This window comes from Cyanobium sp. NIVA-CYA 375 (assembly GCF_056108345.1).
Window position 1 is genome coordinate 77,295 of record NZ_JBSYHW010000001.1, and the last position, 17,897, is coordinate 95,191.

Annotated in this window: 20 protein-coding genes; 9 read left to right on the top strand and 11 right to left on the bottom strand. The window is 66.9% G+C overall.

The window, feature by feature from the left end; translation table 11 throughout:
- The first annotated feature begins 78 nt into the window (after positions 1-78).
- The gene (locus tag AC01FP_RS00445; RefSeq protein ID WP_474476700.1) at positions 79-270 is read left to right on the top strand and encodes a hypothetical protein; all 192 of its coding nucleotides are present in this window, start codon (positions 79-81) and stop codon (positions 268-270) included.
- Between the two features lie 4 nt (positions 271-274).
- On the opposite strand, the gene AC01FP_RS00450 is transcribed toward AC01FP_RS00445, so the two are convergent.
- The 5 genes from AC01FP_RS00450 to AC01FP_RS00470 are packed head-to-tail and all read right to left on the bottom strand — an operon-like array spanning position 275 to position 4,213.
- Positions 275-529 carry a hypothetical protein gene (locus AC01FP_RS00450; protein ID WP_474476703.1) on the bottom strand — a complete coding sequence of 85 codons (255 nt, stop codon included), beginning with the start codon at positions 527-529 and terminating at the stop codon, positions 275-277.
- Between the two features lie 30 nt (positions 530-559).
- A complete protein-coding gene (locus tag AC01FP_RS00455; protein WP_474476705.1) occupies positions 560-2,077 on the bottom strand; it encodes a leucyl aminopeptidase in 1,518 nt (505 codons plus the stop codon).
- A 52-nt stretch (positions 2,078-2,129) separates the two neighbouring features.
- On the bottom strand, positions 2,130-2,729 hold the full coding sequence (locus AC01FP_RS00460; protein ID WP_474476708.1) for a GIY-YIG nuclease family protein: 600 nt from the start codon (positions 2,727-2,729) through the stop codon (positions 2,130-2,132).
- A 4-nt stretch (positions 2,730-2,733) separates the two neighbouring features.
- On the bottom strand, positions 2,734-3,465 hold the full coding sequence (locus AC01FP_RS00465) for a ComEA family DNA-binding protein (protein WP_474476711.1): 732 nt from the start codon (positions 3,463-3,465) through the stop codon (positions 2,734-2,736).
- A gap of 46 nt (positions 3,466-3,511) precedes the next feature.
- Positions 3,512-4,213 carry a LuxR C-terminal-related transcriptional regulator gene (locus AC01FP_RS00470; RefSeq protein WP_474476714.1) on the bottom strand — a complete coding sequence of 234 codons (702 nt, stop codon included), beginning with the start codon at positions 4,211-4,213 and terminating at the stop codon, positions 3,512-3,514.
- A gap of 142 nt (positions 4,214-4,355) precedes the next feature.
- Here AC01FP_RS00470 and AC01FP_RS00475 point away from each other — a divergent pair, with 142 nt between their 5' ends.
- Positions 4,356-4,679 carry a DUF1825 family protein gene (locus AC01FP_RS00475; RefSeq protein WP_106502272.1) on the top strand — a complete coding sequence of 108 codons (324 nt, stop codon included), beginning with the start codon at positions 4,356-4,358 and terminating at the stop codon, positions 4,677-4,679.
- A gap of 134 nt (positions 4,680-4,813) precedes the next feature.
- A complete protein-coding gene (tyrS, locus tag AC01FP_RS00480) occupies positions 4,814-6,040 on the top strand; it encodes a tyrosine--tRNA ligase (protein ID WP_474476717.1) in 1,227 nt (408 codons plus the stop codon).
- Between the two features lie 18 nt (positions 6,041-6,058).
- Here the strand turns inward: tyrS and AC01FP_RS00485 are convergent, their stop codons facing one another.
- Positions 6,059-6,301 (bottom strand): hypothetical protein, encoded by a 243-nt coding sequence (locus AC01FP_RS00485; protein WP_474476720.1) that lies wholly within the window; start codon positions 6,299-6,301, stop codon positions 6,059-6,061.
- On the opposite strand from AC01FP_RS00485, the gene pyrF reads away from it, so the two are divergent.
- Complete coding sequence (gene pyrF, locus AC01FP_RS00490) at positions 6,295-7,083, top strand: orotidine-5'-phosphate decarboxylase (protein ID WP_474476723.1); 789 nt, start codon at positions 6,295-6,297, stop codon at positions 7,081-7,083. The two genes, AC01FP_RS00485 and pyrF, sit on opposite strands and share 7 nt — an antisense overlap.
- 14 nt (positions 7,084-7,097) lie before the next feature.
- Here pyrF and AC01FP_RS00495 read toward each other — a convergent pair whose 3' ends face one another.
- Genes AC01FP_RS00495 through hpf form a run of 5 tightly spaced genes read right to left on the bottom strand, consistent with a single transcriptional unit; the run spans position 7,098 to position 11,748 of the window.
- The gene (locus AC01FP_RS00495; RefSeq protein ID WP_474476726.1) at positions 7,098-8,300 is read right to left on the bottom strand and encodes a glycosyltransferase family 4 protein; all 1,203 of its coding nucleotides are present in this window, start codon (positions 8,298-8,300) and stop codon (positions 7,098-7,100) included.
- 27 nt (positions 8,301-8,327) lie between these two features.
- The gene (locus tag AC01FP_RS00500) at positions 8,328-9,668 is read right to left on the bottom strand and encodes an MFS transporter (protein WP_474476728.1); all 1,341 of its coding nucleotides are present in this window, start codon (positions 9,666-9,668) and stop codon (positions 8,328-8,330) included.
- Between the two features lie 25 nt (positions 9,669-9,693).
- Complete coding sequence (recO, locus tag AC01FP_RS00505) at positions 9,694-10,488, bottom strand: DNA repair protein RecO (protein WP_474476732.1); 795 nt, start codon at positions 10,486-10,488, stop codon at positions 9,694-9,696.
- A gap of 7 nt (positions 10,489-10,495) precedes the next feature.
- On the bottom strand, positions 10,496-11,164 hold the full coding sequence (deoC, locus tag AC01FP_RS00510) for a deoxyribose-phosphate aldolase (protein WP_474476735.1): 669 nt from the start codon (positions 11,162-11,164) through the stop codon (positions 10,496-10,498).
- Entirely contained in the window at positions 11,161-11,748 is a 588-nt protein-coding gene (gene hpf, locus AC01FP_RS00515) for a ribosome hibernation-promoting factor, HPF/YfiA family (RefSeq protein ID WP_474476738.1), read from the bottom strand. The genes deoC and hpf overlap by 4 nt, the downstream gene beginning before the upstream one ends.
- Before the next feature lie 54 nt (positions 11,749-11,802).
- Here hpf and lipB point away from each other — a divergent pair, with 54 nt between their 5' ends.
- From lipB to AC01FP_RS00540, 5 genes are all read left to right on the top strand, one after another.
- Positions 11,803-12,483: a lipoyl(octanoyl) transferase LipB gene (lipB, locus tag AC01FP_RS00520; RefSeq protein WP_474476910.1), complete on the top strand. Its 681-nt coding sequence runs from the start codon at positions 11,803-11,805 to the stop codon at positions 12,481-12,483.
- A complete protein-coding gene (locus AC01FP_RS00525; protein WP_474476741.1) occupies positions 12,480-13,985 on the top strand; it encodes a glycine betaine ABC transporter substrate-binding protein in 1,506 nt (501 codons plus the stop codon). The genes lipB and AC01FP_RS00525 overlap by 4 nt, the downstream gene beginning before the upstream one ends.
- Positions 13,986-14,061: 76 nt before the next feature.
- Entirely contained in the window at positions 14,062-15,975 is a 1,914-nt protein-coding gene (locus AC01FP_RS00530) for an AMP-binding protein (RefSeq protein WP_474476744.1), read from the top strand.
- An 81-nt stretch (positions 15,976-16,056) separates the two neighbouring features.
- Entirely contained in the window at positions 16,057-16,497 is a 441-nt protein-coding gene (locus AC01FP_RS00535) for a YlqD family protein (RefSeq protein ID WP_474476746.1), read from the top strand.
- 52 nt (positions 16,498-16,549) lie between these two features.
- On the top strand, positions 16,550-17,890 hold the full coding sequence (locus tag AC01FP_RS00540; RefSeq protein ID WP_474476750.1) for a dihydrolipoamide acetyltransferase family protein: 1,341 nt from the start codon (positions 16,550-16,552) through the stop codon (positions 17,888-17,890).
- Positions 17,891-17,897: the final 7 nt, after the last annotated feature.

Genomic DNA, 17,897 nt, shown 5'->3' on the forward strand with positions numbered 1-17,897 from the left:
TGTGATGGAGCGGCTTTCCGCCCTGCTCGAGGAACTCAGATCTGTTTACAATCTTGTCAATTACGGGACAAGTCTTGTATGTATCTGCTGACCATTCGTAACGGTCTGCATACGCGTCATGTTGGGCCCTACGCGAGCCCGAAGCAGGCTGCTGATGACCTTGATCGCCTCATGCCCCTCAGTGGCGAACGCGCCCGCTGGCAGATCCATGCATTGGAGTCGCCTGAGGAGATGCGCGCCAGCATGGCGGCTGTGGCTGCGGTCGCCTGAGTTTTCAGTTGCGGCCGGGATAACCCCTTAGCAAACCGCTTTCGATCATCAGGCCCACGCCGGCATTGATCAAGATCAGGCCAAACGTGCCATACCAGAACCAGGGGCCTGGGCTGGTGAGGGTTTCCAATTTGCCTGCGGCGGCTAATACCTGAACGCCTTTGCGGATCACCGCCTCGCCAAACAGGCAGAGACCTGCGGGCAGCAGCAGTACGCCGAGCTGGGCTTTGACGTACCAGCGGATCTTCTGAACTGCCATGGAGATGTCAAAGGCGCCAGGCTTTCAAACTTAGGCCGCGGCTTCGAGAGGCGCCCCTGAGCAGATCCAATTCACCAGGGTGCGCACGCCAAACCCAGTGGCCCCTGCTGGATCGGCGCCTTGACCCTTATCGCTCCAGACGGTGCCAGCGATGTCGAGGTGGGCCCAAGGCAGTTTGGGGGTGACGAAGTCCTGCAGGAAAAGGGCGGCGGTGATCGACCCCCCGGGGCGGGGGCCAGTGTTCTTGAGGTCGGCGAACTGGCTCTTTAGCCCTGCCTTGTAGGAGCTGCGCAGGGGCATGCGCCACAGATCTTCACCGCTGGCATGGCCGGCGCCCAGTAGGGCCTCCGCCAGGCCATCAGTGTTCGACCAGAGCCCCGCCATTTCCCCCCCTAGGGCGATCACACAGGCACCGGTGAGGGTGGCCAGGTCGACTACCGCATCCGGTTCGAGCTTGCAGGCATACACCAAGGCATCAGCCAGGGTGAGGCGCCCCTCGGCATCGGTGTTATTGATTTCGATGGTCTTGCCATTGGAGGCGGTGAGGATGTCTCCTGGGTGAATGGCGCCGCCGCTGATCATGTTTTCGCAGGCGGCCACGATCACGTGCACTTCCACGCCAGCGGGTTTGAGCTCGGCCAGGGCCCGAGCGGCGCCCAGCACCGCAGCACTACCCCCCATGTCGTACTTCATCATCTCGATCTGGGAGCCGCCCGTCTTGAGGTTGTAGCCGCCGGAATCGAAGGTGAGGCCCTTGCCCACCAGGGCGATACGGCGCTGCACGGGGCCAGCGGGCCTGATGGTGAGGTGGATGAACTTAGGCGCCAGATCCGAGCCTTGGGCTACTCCCAGATAGGCCCCCATACCAAGGGCGGCGCAGTCTTCCCGCTCCAGCAGCTGCAGCTGGGCGCCGAAGTCGTGGGCGATTGCTGCGGCGGTGTCGGCCAGATGTTGGGGCGTGGCCACGTTGGGAGGGGCAGCCACCAGCTCCCGGGCCAGCTCGACGCCGGCGCAGGTGGCTCCCACCGCAGCTAGGGCGGGCGCGGCGCTTGCTGCTACGCCGATCAGGCTGATGGAGTTGGGAAGGCTGCGGGGCTCGGCTTCGCTCTTGAAGCGCTGGTCGCTGAACAGGGCAAGACGGGCTGCCTCAGCCATGGCCTGGGCCGCAGCACCTGCTGCCAAGGCTTCGATCGGCATGGCCAAGGCCAGATGGCGTGCTCCAGCGGTTGCAGCGGCTTGGCTGGCGGCGGCGCAGGCCCGGCGCAGGCCGGCCAGGTTGAAGTCGGCCGGAGCTCCTAGGCCCACCAGGATCAGGGTCTGGGGACTGGCATCTAGGCGATCGAGGCTGAAGCATTGGCCGGGCTTGGCCTTAAAGCGGCGTTGCTCCAGGCGACTCGCCAACGACATACCCAGGGCGGCGGTGAGCTGCTCGAGCTGGGGGTGATCCGGGCGATCTTCGGCACCGGCGAATAGGCCGACGGCTAGGCAGTCACCATCCCAGTGGCCCAGGGCCGCAGGCAGCAAGTCGGGGATACAGCGAAAGTCCATGGCGCGGCCGGGGTTGGGCGCGATCGTAGCCAGCGCGGCCAGCTCAACTCCCCTAAGCCGGATCGGCTTGAAAAGGCGTGGCCCAGCGGCTGCGGGTTTCCTTGTTGAAGGGCGGCAGCCAACGCTGAATTAGGGCCTGCTCCAGGGCGCGGCGCGGCCGGACGGCGGCGGGCACGTCTAACCAGAAGCGGATGCTGGTCTGACAGCCCAGGCCTGCTTTCAGCAGGGCCTCGCTGTAAGCGGCTAGGTAGGCCTTGCAGTCGTGTTCGCCTTTCCAGCGCCGGTCTGCTTGGCCGGTTTCACCCACATAGAGCAGCAGGGGCTGGCCCAGGCCGGCTGGTCGATCGGTAACCAAATACAAGGCTGCCCCCTGTTGAGGTGCGGAGGGCCAGCGCCAGAAGGAGAGGGCCTGGGGGGTGAGCTGCAGGGGGTTGAAGGCCTCGACTATTTCTTCCAGTGTTTTGGGGTTACTGGCAAACAGCGAGCCCTGCATGGACCTACCAACTTGGTTTCCCCACAGGGGCTGCTGGTGGGAGGCAAGGCGGGCCTGCCAATCCTGCAGCTGTGAGGCTTGCAAGGGCAGATCCGGGGCATCAGCGCGGTCAGTTCTCCCCAGTTGGCCGGTGCCAAACAACTCTCCTTGACGCGCCAACGCTTTAGGCCCCTGAGCCGGTCTGGCCCGTGCTCGTAGCGCCCTTGCCGCCAGGGGGCAGTTCCGGGCCGGCGAGCCCTTGCCTGAAGCTCACCTTGCCGATCCAGCTTTCGACTAGGTCGGCGGGAAATTGCAGACGCTGTTGCAGGTCCGCCAGATCGCGAAAGGGGCTGCGGCTGCGCTCACGCAGCAGCCGGCTGAGCCTGGGCGCATCCAGGCCCAGCCCCGTTAGCTCCTGGCTGGAGGCTTGGTTGAGATCCACCCGGGTAGCGGCTTGAAAAGGCGCTGCTGGCTCGCCGTACCAGCGAAATTCCAGAAGGGGCTGCCAGCCCCGCACCACAGCATCAGAGAGCTCTAACGCCCGTTGCAGGTCGTCGGTGCCGCTGAGCTGGATGCCGCCCGCCTGCAGCCGCAGCAGTAGGTCCACCTGGTCGGCAGCGATGCCCGGCAGCCGCAGCCAGTCGGCCGCGGTGGCGCGGTTTACATCGAGCCGCCAGCCCAGGGCAGCGGCCCGGGCTACGGCCTCGGCATCCTCGAGCTTGAGAGCGGGGTTGTGTTGCAGCTTTAGGGCCAGCAGCTCCTGCTCCACCAGCTCCCTTTGGACAAGCTCGCTCTGAACCCGCTCCCGCTCCGCCGCTGCATCGGTAGGTGTCGCAGGGCGCGATGCCGCCGGGATTTGGCCAGTGGCCCGCAGCACCTGACGCGCCAGGGGATCCAACCAGTGCCGCTTGGCCATGGCGGAATGCCACCGCATCGAAATCGCACCGAACCTAGCGGGGGCCTCACTCTTCAGGCCAGTCGATCAGCCCCCAGCGCAGGCCGAGTACGGCGGCATGGGTGCGGTCGCGGGCCTGGAGTTTGCGGCAGAGGGAGCGCAGGTGGGTCTTGGCCGTGTCGGCGCTGATAAACAGCTGCTGGCCGATCTCCACGTTGGTGTCGCCTTGGGCCACCAGAGTGAGCACCTGCCGTTCGCGCTCACTTAGGGGTTCCAGGGGCCCCCCATCGCCGGGCCCGCGGCGAAACAGCTCTGTAAGGCTTCGGTCTACGTAGACACCGCCACCGCTGATCGCATGCAGGGCGGCCAGGGCACTGCCCAGACCAAGGCGAGACTCCACCAGTAGCCCGTCGCAGCCGGCATCAATCGCTGCTTGGATCGGGGCCTCGCGGTGCTCCTGGGTGATCAGTAAAAGGGTGTGGAGGCTGGGCCAGCGCTGCTTTAGTTGCAGCAGTAAGGAGACGCCTGAGCCCTGCTCCAGCGTGTCGCTGAGGAACACCATTGAGGGCCGGTGCCGCTCCACCAGCTCCAGACCAGCGGCCTCACAGGTGGCGGCACCCACCAAGTGCTCTTGGCCGATCAGGCCGCCTACAAAGAAGCTGAGCAGGGCCCGGTTGCCGAGGCAGGCCACTAGGCGGGCATCCCGCAGCAGGTTGTTGATTTGGCGGGTGTTGCGGCGGATCTGCTCAAGCTTGGGCGTGAAGTCCATCGGCGCTGAAGGCTGTGCTGGGGTCCTGCATTAGCGTCATCCTGACTAGTCCCGCTGGATTAGCCAGCGGCAATACGCCTATCCGCACTCCCCAGGGGCCCCAGAACTCACCAGAATTCGCAAACGCTGCGCTGCCAGGGTTATGGCGTTTTTTGAATCCGAGATCGTTCAGGACGAAGCCAAGCGGCTGTTTGGTGATTACCAGCAGTTGATGCAGCTGGGTAGTGAGTACGGCAAGTTTGATCGCGAGGGCAAGAAGCTCTATATCGAAAAGATGGAGGACATGATGGAACGCTATCGGGTGTTCATGAAGCGCTTCGAGCTCTCCGAAGACTTCCAGGCCAAGCTCACCGTGGAGCAGCTACGCACCCAGCTAGGCCAGTTCGGCATGACACCGGAAACGATGTTCCAGCAGATGCACCAGACCCTGGAGCGCATGAAGTCTGAGCTGGAGGCCACCGCCTAGCGGCTGCCTACGATCTCGCCACAGAGTCAAGGCGGTTCGCAGTTCGAATGACAGCAGCGCAGCCGCCAGCAGAGCATCCAGCAGAGCAGTCCCCTATCGGGCAGCCTCCACTGCCGGCCTGGCTTGAGCGGGGAATGGTCGATCTGTTCCCCGCCGGCAGCGGTGCCGGTGCCTGCAGCGACCCAGACCAGCAGCTAGCCGCTCGCCTGGAAGAGGCCAAGCGGGCCGGACGGCCCTTGCGGATCAAGCTAGGCATCGACCCCACCGGCTCCGATATTCACCTGGGGCATTCGCTGCTGTTCCGCAAGCTGCGGGCCTTCCAGGATGCAGGCCATATCGCCGTGCTGATCATCGGCGACTTCACCGCGCGCATCGGCGATCCCACCGGCAAGAGCGCCACCCGGGTGCAACTCAGCGCTGCTGCGGTGGAGGCCAATGCCGCCACCTACCTGCAGCAGCTGGGCCTGGGTCAGGCCCGCGAGCGCGCCCTGCTCGATTTCGAGACTCCTGGTCGGCTGGAGGTGCGCCGCAACAGCGAGTGGCTCACCGGGCTCGACCTGCCCCAGGTGATCGAGCTGCTGGGCATCAGCACCGTGGGCCAGATGCTGGCCAAGGAGGATTTTTCCAATCGCTATGGCTCGGGCGCCCCCATCTCCCTGCACGAGTTTCTATATCCGTTGCTGCAGGGCTACGACTCGGTGCAAGTGCAGGCGGATCTGGAGCTGGGTGGCACCGATCAAAAGTTCAACGTGGCCATGGGCCGCGACCTGCAGCGTCACTTCGGTCAACGGCCCCAATTTGGAATGCTGCTGCCAATCTTGCCGGGCCTCGACGGCCTGCAAAAGATGAGCAAAAGCCTGGGCAACACCGTGGGCCTCAGCGAAGACCCCCTCTCGATGTATTCGAAGCTTGAAAAGGTGCCCGATGCGGTGGTCGACGACTACCTGACCCTGCTGACCGATTTGGATTTGGCGGGTCTGCCGCAGAACCCAAGGGAGCGGCAGAAATTGATGGCCCTGGAGATCACCCAGGCGCGTCATGGCGGGCCGGCGGCGGCGGCGGCCCAGCTGGATGCCGCCAAGCTTGTGGCCGGTGCGGCGGGTAGCGGTGCGGCCGCTGCTGAGGTGCCAGAAGCTTCGCTGATTGGGGTGAACTTCCCCGCCAAGGCCTTCTACCTGCTCAGTGCCGTGGGCCTCTGCGCTAGCAGCAGCGACGCCCGCCGCCAGATCCAGGGTGGCGGCGTCAAGCTCGATGGCGAAAAGCTTGTGGATCCCAACCAGGAGTTCGCCGGCCCCGAGGCCCTCGCCGGCAAGGTGCTGCAGCTGGGCAAGAAGACCTTCCGGCGGCTGGTGGTGGGCTGAGAGCCCCCACAGGCCCTGCTAGCGGCTACCCAGCAGGTCGTCCCAGCTCGGGCTCTGGATTGCAGCCCCATCACCGGAACCGCAGGGAATGGTGATGCCTGCATCTCCCCAGGGGTACCAGGCAGGCAGGGGGCAGGAGGCGCCCAGCTCAAGACTGAGGGTCACTGGCAGGGGAGTGGAATCGGAGAAGGGCATGGCCACGGCTCGCACCGCACCAGCCTGGGCGGAGCGATCGGGGCTCCAATGCAGCGCTGATGCCATCGCCATGTCTTCTGGGCGACGCCCTACTTAGCCTGCAAGCGAGCTGCCTGCGGCCCTTGCTTGAGCCCAGTAATCAAATCATCGTGGCCCTTGATGGCATGACGCCAGATCAAGCCATGGCATTTGCGCGGTCGCTGCCTGAGCTGCGCTGGGTGAAGGTGGGCCTGGAGCTGTTTGTGGCTGGCGGGCCGGCGGTGGTCCAGCAGCTGCGCGAGCAGGGCAAGCGGGTGTTCCTAGACCTCAAGTTCCACGACATCCCGGCCACGATGGCCGGCGCCTGCCGCAGCGCCGCCCGCCTCGGTGCCGAGCTGATCACGGTGCATGCCAGCGCTGGCAGCGCGGCCCTGGGCGCGGCCCAGGCGGCGGCCCTGGAGTCGGCTGCGGCGGCAGGTCTGCCTACCCCCACCCTGCTGGCGGTGACTGTGCTTACCAGCTGGCAGCAGGCCTGTTTTGCATCCGAGCTGGCGATTGGGGAGTCGCTTGCTGCCTACGTGCCCCGGCTGGCCCGGCTGGCGGCTGAAGCCGGCATCGGCGGCTGCGTCTGCTCACCGCTGGAGGTGGCCGCCCTGCGGGCTGCCCATCCCGAGCCCTTTGCCCTGGTGACCCCGGGCATCCGCCCAGCTGGAGCAGCCCTTGGCGATCAGCAGCGGGTGCTGACGCCTGCCCAGGCCGTCGCTGCCGGAGCCAGCCAGCTGGTGATCGGCCGGCCGATCACGGCGTCGCCAGATCCGGTTGCGGCCTTCGCGGCTTGTTGCCGGGAGCTGGAGCTGGGTGGGTTTTAGGTCACCAGTGAGCTTCAGGCCACCAGGGAGCCTCGGGGCACTAGTTCGGCGTAGAGCGCCTCTAAGGCGTCGATGTTGCCTTCAAGTGTGTAGCGCTCTAGGGCGCGGGCGCGGGCCCGCCGGCCTAGCTCGGCGGTGAGCACGGGTTGATCGCGCAGCACCGGGATCAAGGTGCGCAGCTGGGTGGTGACTCCCTGGGTGCTGATCACGATGCCGGCGCCCCCCTCCAGCACCTCGCCATCGGCGCCGGCGTCGGTGGCGATGCAGGCGGTGCCGCTGGCCATCGCCTCCAGTAGGGCCAGGCTCAGGCCCTCCACCAGGGAGGGCAGCAGAAACACTTCGGCTAGCTGCTGGAAGGCCACGCGTCGCTCCAGGCTGGGTTCATAGCCCCACCACACCAGATCAGGTTCATCGCCCGGGGCCTGAAGGGAGCTGCGCAGGGGGCCATCGCCCACGATCACCAGCACGCAGCCGGCGGGTCGCACGAGCCGCCAGGCCTTGATCAGGGCTTCGACGTTTTTCTCAGTGGCCACCCGACCCATGTAGAGAAAGACGCGCCGCCCCGCAAAGCGTTTGCGCAGCTCCTGCAGGTCTGGGCTGGCAGCGGTGGCGAGCGATGCCGGCTGCCACATCGTGGTGTCGACGCCGTTGGGGATCACGGCCAGCCGCTCGGCCCGCACTCCCAGGCGCTGCAGCATCTCCGCCTGCAGCTCCGAAAACACGATCACGCGATCAAATTTGGCCAGGGCGGGCCCATAGAGCTGGTAGGTGAGCTGCTGGGTGCCGGCGGTGAGGTTGCGCAAGCTGGCATCGAAGGCCGGATGAAAGGTCGCTACTACCGGCAGCCCCAGCTGCTGGCAGAGATCGGGTAAGCGGAAATCGAGGGGTGACAGAGTGAGACTGGCGTGCACTAGGTCGGGTTTGAGTCGCTCCAGGGATTCACGCAATTCCCGCTGGGCCCCCAGCGATGGAATCGTGTATACCTGCGACTTGACCAGGTAGGGCAGGGCTACTTCTGGGCCGCCGCCATTGCTGTCGCCCTGGTTGTCAGCATCCGGCAGGGCATCGCTGGAGCGAGCCAGGCTGCCGGGGGGGGTGTCGAAATGGATGAAGCTGATCCCGTGGCCGCGGCTGCGCAGCGCGTGGGTCGTGCTCAGTCCGTAGGTGACGTTGCCGCAGAACGGTGTTTTCTTGCCCAGCCAGGCAATGTGGGCCACCAGGGCTCGCGCGTCCGGAGGCTCACGCTACCAGCGCTGCCATGGCCGCTCCAATACGGCCGCCACCAGGGCAATGGCTGCCAGGCCCCAGAGCACCGGCAGCAGGCCGTAGCGGCTCACCACTGCCCCGGCCAGCACCAACGGCAGGCTCAGGGCCACGTTGATCAGGTTATTTTGTAGGCCAAACACCTTGCCGCGCAGCTCTTCGGGGGTTTCTTCCTGGATCGTGGTTTGGGCAGGAATAGCCAGCAGGGCCGAGCCCACCCCCAGCACGCCGCAGAGCAGCAAGGTAAATACCAAATTGCCGCGCAGCTGGCCGAGCAGCACCAAGCTCCAGCCGATCGTGCCCAAGCCCGTGGCGGCAAGGTAACGGCGGTTCAGCCCCTGGCCCAGTTGAGCCACTGCCAGGGCCCCAATCGCTAGGCCCAGGCCGCTCATCGCCAGCAGGGTTCCAAACTGGGTGGGGCCAAGCCCGGGGATGGCCGCCGCCAGGCTGATCGCCAGCACGTAAAGGGCCGCCAGCAGGCTGTAGAGCAACACCAGCTGCACCATGGCGCTGAACACCCGCGGCCGCTCCCGCAGCACCTGTATCCCCTCGCCGATCTCCTGCCACACGGTTGTGCGGCTCGGCGCTCGGGGCGGCTCCTGCCAGCGGATTCGGCTGATGGCTACGGCCGCCAAGCCATAGCAAAGCGGCAGCAGCAGAAATTCACCGCCGTTGATGCCGATGCGTTGCAGGCCCAGGTTTAGGAGCCGCAGGATCGGATCACCCAGGGCAAAGCCCACGATCGTGGCGGCCATGCTGGTGGCCTGATAAAGCGAGTTTGCCGCTAGCAGCTGGTCGCTTGGCACCAGCTGGGGTAATGCTGCCTGTTCGGCCGGCGCAAAAAACTGGGTGAGTACCGACTCGAAAAAGGTCATCAGCACCAGCCCCCAGTAGCCCCAGCTGAGCCCCAGCCACTCGGGGCCCTCCACCAGGCAGAGGGGGGCAAGCAAGACCAGCAGCGCCCGCAGGCCGTTGGAGGCCACCATCACGCCCCGCTTGGGCCAGCGGTCGGCCCAGACCCCGGCGACAGTGCCCAGCAGCATGGCTGGAATCGTGTTGGCCACGTAGATCCCCGTGGCCAGCAGGGTGATCATCTGGGCCCGGGTTTCGGGCAGGTCCAGCCGGATTGCCGAGGCGGCCTCCGCCAGGGCCGGGTTGGCCTCAGGCGTTCCCTTCACCCAGGTCTGGGCGATCAGGAACACCATCAGCACGATGTAAAACTTGTCCGCCAGCTGGGAAAAGATCTGGCCAAGCCAGAGCCAGCGGAAATCGGGTAGCGCCAGAACGCCCTGCAATCCGGTGGCGTTGGATTTGCCGCTCAAACTGGCTCGAATTGCTGCTGGCTCGTCATGATGGCGCAGCCCCGGCTGCCAAGCCGGTGCGCAGCAGCCGGAAGGCCCGGGGTTTGCGGCTGAGATGCTCCTGGCACCAGTGCTCCACTAGCTCCAGCAGGTGCAGCCACACCGGCAGGGGGCCCATCAGTTCGCCATCGCGCCGGCGGGGCAGGTTGGGCCGCAGCAGCCGTTGCAGCAGGGCCAGTTCGGAGGCATTGAGCACCACCCGTGCCCCCGGCACGCCACCGATCACCAACCCCTCGCTCGGCACCAGGCTGCAGCGCCAATCCCAATCGCCCACGGGCGGATCCAGGGTCTCGCCACTGCGGCTGCAGCAGCCCAGGGGTAAGGCGTAGCCGCCGAGGGCCAGCAGGTGAACGCTGCCCTGCACCGCGATTGCCAAGGCTTCTAGGTCGCAGCCCCGCTCCCTAACTAGGGCGTCGAGGCGGCCCAGCTGCATCAGTAGGTCGCCCAAGATGCCGGCGGAGGGTGCGTCGCTTGGCACCAGGGCCAGACATAGCTCCATCAGGGCCTGGGCGGCGGCGAGGGCCTCCAGCTGCTGGGCCAGGCCGCTGTAGCTGCGCAGCACTTTCAGTTGACGCACCCGCCTCAGGCCGCCGCGACCGCCCACCTGCAGGCGTAGATGGCTCAGGGGCACGGCGGCGGCCAGGCTGCTGCGGGGTCTGCGCGCCCCCGGCACGGCCAGCCGCACCACCCCCTCCTCGTCGCTGAGCAGGGTGAGCAGCCTGTCGTTTTCGCCCAGGGGCCGGCAGCTCAGCGCCAACCCTTCGAGGCTTTGCTCCGGCACGGCTGCTTCAGCCCCGCATCGCCTGGGCCAGGGCCACGCCGCGGCTGGTGCCAAGCCGGGTGGCGCCAGCCTCCACCAGGGCAAGGGCCTGCTCCAGGTTGGCGATGCCACCGGAGGCCTTGATGGCTGCCCGACCGCGGGCCAGCTGGCGCAGCTGTTCGATGTGGTCCACCGTTACCGCTGGCCCGAAGCCGCTGCCGCTTTTAAGGAAGCGGGCGCCGGCATCGATGCTGATCTCCACCAGCAGGGCCAGGGCGTCGGGATCGAGCCTGCCCACCTCCAGGATCACCTTCACCGGCAGGCCCAGCTCGCAGATAGAGGCGAGTTCGTCGTGGATCGGCGTGCTCTGGCGGTCAGCTAGGGCACCGAAATCGGGCACCACGTCCAGTTCGTCGGCACCGGCCTCTGCGGCGGCTACTGCTTCAGCCAGCTTCACCGCCGCCGGCACGGCGCCGAAGGGGAAGCCCACCACGGCGCTCAGTTGGGGGCTGGCGCCCTTGCCCTCGAGGGGCAGGTGCTCTCTGGCGACGGCCACCCAGCGGGAGGCCACGCACACCCCGGCAAAGCCGAAATGGCGGGCTTCCTCGCAGCATTGCTGCACCGCGCTGCTGCCGTGGTGGGGATCCAGTAGGGCGTGGTCGATCAGGGGGGCTAGGTCCGGCCGGTCGGCGCTCACGCTTCTTTGGCCTGGATCACGCCAAAGCCTCCATGGTTGCGGTGGTACACCACCTGGATCTGGCCACTTTCGGCGTCGCGGAAGACGTAAAAGTCGTGGTCGATCAGCTCCAGCTGGTGCAGGGCGTCCTCCAGGCCCATCGAGGGCATGGCGAAATACTTGCGCCGCACGCCCCTGCTGGGCAGTTCAGGCTCTTTGCCATCCACCAGGTTGCTGCCGGGGGGCGGCAGGTTGGCGGCTCCGGCCTCCTCGTCGCGGGCGGAGCGGTGCACCGGCCCCTGGGTCTGGTCCTGGACGCGGTCCTTGTAGCGGTGCAGCTGGCGGCTGAGCTTGCTGGCCACCAGGTCGATGCTGGCGTAGAGGTTGTCGCTGCGCTCCTGGGCGCGGATCACGGTGCCGTTGGCAAACATCGTGACTTCGACCGTTTGCTGCGGCACCCGGGGGTTGCGGGCTACCGACAGGTGCACGTCGGCCTCCTTGACGAGGCCTTCAAAGTGGTGAATGGCTCTGCTCAGCTTGGTTTCGGTGTACTCCCGGATGGCGGGAGTGACGTCAAGATTGCGGCCATGGATCAGCAGTTTCATCAGATGGCAACAGCCTCAGGTGCTCTTGTGCACCAACGCTAAGAACGGCTTGTGATAAGTCCCAACCTCGATGCAATCCTTTTTGAAGCGACGGGTCCGCTGCCGTTCGAACGGGCCTGGGCCGCCCAGCGTCAGCTGCAGCAGCGGCTGCTGGACCATCCCGAGGGCCCCGACGCCGTGCTCCTGCTCGAGCATGAGCCCTGCTACACCCTGGGCCGCGGCGCCTCTGAGGCCTTCCTGCGCTTCGATCCCGCCGCCCCGCCCCTGCCCCTGCACCGCATTGACCGCGGTGGCGAGGTGACCCACCACGCCCCGGGCCAGCTGGTGCTCTACCCGGTGCTCAATTTGCAGCGCCACGGCGCTGACCTGCACCAGTATCTGCGCCAACTTGAGCAGGTGGTGATCGATGTGCTGGCAGGCCTGGATCTCCAAGGCGAGCGGATCGATGGGCTCACCGGGGTGTGGCTGGAGGGCCGCAAGCTGGCGGCGATCGGTGTGGGGGCGCGGCGCTGGATCAGCCAGCACGGCCTGGCCCTGAATGTGGATTGCGACCTGGCCGGCTTTGCTGCGGTGGTGCCCTGCGGACTCCCTGATCGGCCCGTGGGGCGCCTGGTGGATTGGCTGCCGGGGCTCAATTCCCAGCAGCTGCGCCGACCATTGCTGGAGGCTTTTGCCAGCCGTTTTGGCCTGGTGCTGCGGCCACCTGGCCCCCAGGAGGAGGTGTTCAAGCTGTGACTGCTGAGCTGGTCAGGGAAACTATTTTCCGCAGCGGCGAACATCTCGTTCTGGTGGTTTCCAGTGTGGCGCTGGCCCTGCTGATCGCCCTGCCCCTGGGGCTGGCCAATGCCGTGCAGACCATCCCCAGCCTGGCGATTTTCGGCTTGCTGCTCACCGTGCCCCTGCTCGGTGGTATCGGCTCCACGCCGGCCGTGGTGGCCCTGACCCTCTACGCCTTGCTGCCCCTGCTGCGTGGTCTGCTCACCGGGCTCCAACAGGTTCCGCCCGGGCTGAAGCAGGCCGGGCAGGCCCTGGGGCTCAGTGGCGGCCAGGTGCTGCGCTACGTGGAGCTGCCGCTGGCCCTGCCCAGCCTGATGGCGGGCCTGCGGGTGGCTGCCGTGATCTCCGTGGGGGTGGCCACGATCGGAGCGGCGATTGGTGCCGGTGGTTTGGGGGTATTCATCTTCCGGGGCATCGCCACGGTGAACAACACCCTGCTGCTGGCCGGGGCCCTGCCGGCGGCGGCCATTGCCCTGGCTGCCGATGCCTGCCTGGGTGCCCTCGAGACACACTTGACCCGGGGGTCGCGGCAGCCACGCCCCATGCCATGGCTCCGGCGGCGGTGGGCCCTGGCGGCGGCCCTGGTCAGCGCGGCCCTGCTTGCTATCGCCCTCGGCTGGCATCAGCTGGCCCCTCCAGGCCCTGCTGGCTCGGTGGTGATCGGGGCCAAGGGTTTTACCGAGCAGCAGTTACTGGGTGAACTGCTGGCCCAGGAAATTGAAGAACACACTTCGCTGCAGGTACGGCGCGAATTCAGCCTCGGCAGCACCTTTCTCTGCCATGAGGCCGTGCGCCAGGGCCGGGTCGATGGCTACGTCGAATACACCGGCACGGCTTGGTCGGCGATCCTCAAGCAGCCCTCGGGCCCCGGCGCCAGCGACCGGGCCAGCCTCTGGAACCGCGCTCGCCGGCTTTACGCCGAGCGCTACGGGCTGCGGATGTTCCCCTCGCTTGGCTTCGAGAACACCTTTGCGATTTTGATCCGCCGGGCCCAGGGGCAGCAACTTGGGCTCCGCACCATCAGCCAGGCGGTGCTGCCGGCCCGCCGTTGGCGGGCCGGCTTCGGCTACGAGTTTCTCAACCGGGGTGATGGCTACCCAGGGCTGGCCAGCCGCTATGGCCTGCGTTTTGCCGCGCCTCCCACGGCCATGGATCTGGGCCTCACCTACCGGGCCCTGGCCGACGGCCGGGTGGATTTGATTGCAGGAGACAGCACCAGCGGCCTGATTCCCGCCCTGAAGCTGCAGGTGCTGCTGGACGACCGCCACTACTTCCCCTCTTATGACGCGGTGCCCGTGTTCAACGCCGCAAGCCTGGAGCGCCATCCGGAGCTGGTGCCGGTGCTGAAGAACCTGGCGGGCCGCATCTCGGCCGTCACCATGCAACAGCTCAATGCCGCGGTGGATCTGGACCACCAGAGCCCCGAACTGGTGGTGCGCCGCTGGCGGCAGGATCACTGAACAGGCCCCTTCCAGGCAGGATGGCTTGCGCCCCAGGGGTGTTAACACTGCGGCAAGCCCTACCGATTCCACCGCCGTGGCCCGCCCCATCCCCCCCGCCGAGATCCACTGGAGCGGCAGTCGCCGCGATCGCCAGGCCCTGGCCCAGCGGGCCGACTGGAGCGGCCTCACCGGCCTGGAGCAGCTCTGGCCCGTGCTGGCTGACCGCCACGGCGATTCCCTGGCCCTGGAGGCTCCCCATGCGGCCACGCCCGAGCAGCTCAGCTACCGCCAACTGCAGCAGCGCATCGAGCAGGCCGCGGCGGCCTTTGCAGGCCTGGGCGTGGGCGCTGGCGATGTGGTGGCCTTGTTTGCTGAAAATGGTCCCCGCTGGCTGCAGGCCGACCAGGGGCTGATGCGGGCCGGAGCCGCTGATGCGGTGCGGGGCAGCGCCGCTCCTGTGGAGGAGCTGCGCTACATCCTTGAAGATTCCGGCGCTTGCGGCCTGGTGGTGGAGTCGGCCGCCTTGCTGGCCAAGCTGAACCTCTCCCCTGAGGCAAGGGCGCGCTTGCGCTTTGTGGTGCTGTTGGAGGGGGATAGGGAGGCGGGGGCGGCGCCAGGATCCTGTTTCAGTTGGGGCGAACTGCTCGAGCGCGGGGCGGCGGCGTTGGCCTGCGGCACGCCGGCCCCGCCACCACCGGCTGCTGGGGCCCGCCTCGCCACGATTTTGTACACCTCTGGCACCACGGGACAGCCCAAGGGCGTGCCCCTGAGCCACGCCAACCTGCTGCACCAGCTGCGCCACCTGGGGGTAGCCGTGGCACCCAAGCCGGGTGACCGGGTGGTGAGCGTGCTGCCGATCTGGCACTCCTATGAGCGCAGCGCTGAGTATTTCCTGCTGGCCTGTGGCTGCCGCCAGACCTACACAACCCTCAAGCAGCTGCGCGCCGACCTGCAGCGGGTAAAGCCCCACTACTTGATCAGCGTGCCGCGCCTCTGGGAGGCCTTGCTCTCTGGCTTTGACGACGCCCTGGCGGCCATGCCGGCCTCGCGCCAGCGGTTACTAGGCGCGGCCCTGGCCAACAGCCGCGCTTTTGGCCGCCGCCGCCGCCAGGCCCTCGATCTCACCCTGCGCCCTGAAGGCGTGTTGTCTCGGTTAGGGGCGGCCGGCTTGGCCTTGCTGCGCTGGCCCCTGCACCGGCTGGCGGCGGCCTTGCTTTGGCCGAAGCTGCGCCAGCAGCTGGTGGGCGGCCGCCTGCGCACTGCCATCAGCGGTGGCGGCGCCCTGGCTATGCACGTGGATGGCTTCTTCGAGGCCATCGGCATCGAGCTGCTGGTGGGCTACGGCCTCACCGAAACCAGTCCCGTGCTCACCTGCCGGCGCCGTTGGGCCAACCGCCGCGGCAGCGCCGGCCAGCCCCTGGCGGGCACCAGCCTGCGGATCGTTGATCCCGAATCCGGCGAGCTGCTGGCCCTGGGGCAGCGCGGCCGGGTGCTGGCTCGCGGCCCCCAGGTGATGGCGGGCTACTGGGGCAAGCCGGAGGCCAGCGCGGCCGTGCTGGATGGCGAAGGCTGGTTTGACACCGGCGATCTGGGCCACTTACTGCCCGATGGCTCCTTGGTGCTCACCGGCCGGGCTAAGGACACGATCGTGCTTAGCAGCGGCGAGAACATTGAGCCCGGCCCCCTCGAGGAGGCCCTTGTGGCCAGCCCCTTGATCGAGCAGGTGCTGTTGGTGGGCCAGGACCGCAAGCAGCTCGGCGCCCTGGTGGTGCCCAAGGAGGCGGCGGAGTCAATCGATCTTGCCCTGTTGAGGGCCCTAACGCGGGAGTGCAACCGGCTGCTGGCCGCTCGCCCCGGCTCCCGCCCCGACGAACGCCTCTGCGGTGTGGCCTTAGTGGAGCCATTTACGCTTGAAAATGGCCTGCTCACCCAGACCCTCAAGCAGCGCCGCGACCGAATTACGGCCCGCGACGCTGCGGCGATTGAGGCGATCTACGCACCCCGCTGAGCCTTGTGGGTGCGGTGCGGCGAACCGGCGGTTGACCCCGGTGCGCCCTGCTGACAGCCTGGGCGCTGCTTTGCTCCCCCCATGGCTGACGGCTCCCTCACGATCAAACGCACCATTACCGTGCGTGCCGTGGTTACTCCCCGCTGGAAGGAGGACGCCGAGCGTGAGCTAAGCAATGCCATCGCCAATGTCGACGCCCAGCTGTCCCAGCTAGAGCAGGAGGGTCAGCAGCTGGTAGACGAGATCCGCCGCCAGAGCGCCAACCCCCTCGACCCCCGAGTACAGGAGCAGGTTGGTTCGGTGCAGCAGCAGGTGGCGACAAAGCGCGCCGAGCTGGAGGAACAGAAGCGGCAGATGCTGGAGCAGCAGCGCCAGGTGCGCGAACTGGAAATGGAGCAGATCGTGGAGCAAGGCCAGATCGAGAGCGTTTGCGATGTGCAGGTGGGCGACAACCTTGTCGAAAAACTGCAGGCGGCTGTGTTGGTGCGCGATGGCGTAATCGAGGCCATCGAAGCCGGCTAATCGCTCTGGCGGGAGCCGCGTAAAATCCGCTCAATTACGCGGCAGACCTCCGTTGGCCACCCACGAAATCTTCATGCCGGCCCTCTCCTCCACCATGACGGAGGGCAAGATCGTGGAGTGGCTTAAGCAGCCAGGCGACAAGGTTGAGCGCGGTGAGTCCGTGCTGGTTGTCGAGTCGGATAAGGCCGACATGGATGTGGAGTCCTTCAACGAGGGCTACCTGGCGGCCGTGCTGATGCCAGCTGGCGGCACCGCGCCGGTGGGCGAAACAATTGGTCTGATCGTCGAAACCGAGGCTGAGATTGCCGAGGTGGCAGCCAAGGCCCCAGCTGCCCCAGCTGCTGCACCAGCACCAGCGCCTGCGGCCGCCGCTCCTGCTCCTGCTCCTGCTCCCGCTCCCGCTCTTCCAGCACCCCTAACCCCGGCTATTGCTGTGGCGGCTCCGGTGGTGGCTCCCGCGTCGACGGCCAGTGGCCGGGTGGTGGCCACGCCGCGGGCCAAGAAGCTTGCCTCCCAGCTGGGTGTCGACCTGGGTGCCCTGCGCGGCAGCGGTCCCCACGGCCGCATCCAGGCGGAAGACGTGATGGCTGCCACGGGTCAGCCGATCACGGTGCCGCGGGTTGCCGAGGGTTCAGGCCCCGCCTCAGCACCTGCAGCTGGCAATGGTGCAGCCGTGCCTGCCCCAGCTCCCGCCGGCGATGCCTTCGGCCGGCCCGGCGAGAGCGTGGGCTTCAACACGCTGCAAAACGCGGTCAACCGCAACATGGTCGCCAGCCTGGCGGTGCCCTGTTTCCGGGTGGGATACACAATCACCACCACCAAGCTCGACGCTTTTTATAAGCAGGTGAAGCCCAAGGGAGTCACGATGACCGCCCTGCTGGCCAAGGCCGTGGGCGTGGTGCTGGCCCGCCATCCCCAGGTAAACGCCGCCACCAGCGCCGATGGCAGTGCCATGGCTTTCCCCACCTCAGTGAATGTGGCCGTGGCCGTAGCCATGGAAGACGGCGGTCTGATCACCCCGGTGCTGGCCAACGCCGACAAGACCGATATCTATGCCATGGCCCGCAACTGGGCCGATCTGGTGGCGCGGGCGCGCAGCAAGCAGCTCCAACCCGAGGAATACAGCACCGGCACCTTCACCCTCTCCAACCTGGGCATGTTTGGAGTGGATCGCTTCGACGCAATCCTGCCCCCAGGTACTGGCGCCATCCTGGCGGTGGCCGCCTCCCGGCCTGCAGTGGTCGCTGGTAAAGATGGCTCGATTCGGGTGGCCAATCAAATGCAGGTGAATCTCACCTGCGACCACCGCACCATTTACGGCGCCCAAGCCGCCGCCTTCCTCAAGGATTTAGCTCAGCTGATCGAGACCAACCCCGAAAGCCTCGCCTTTTAAGGCGGCC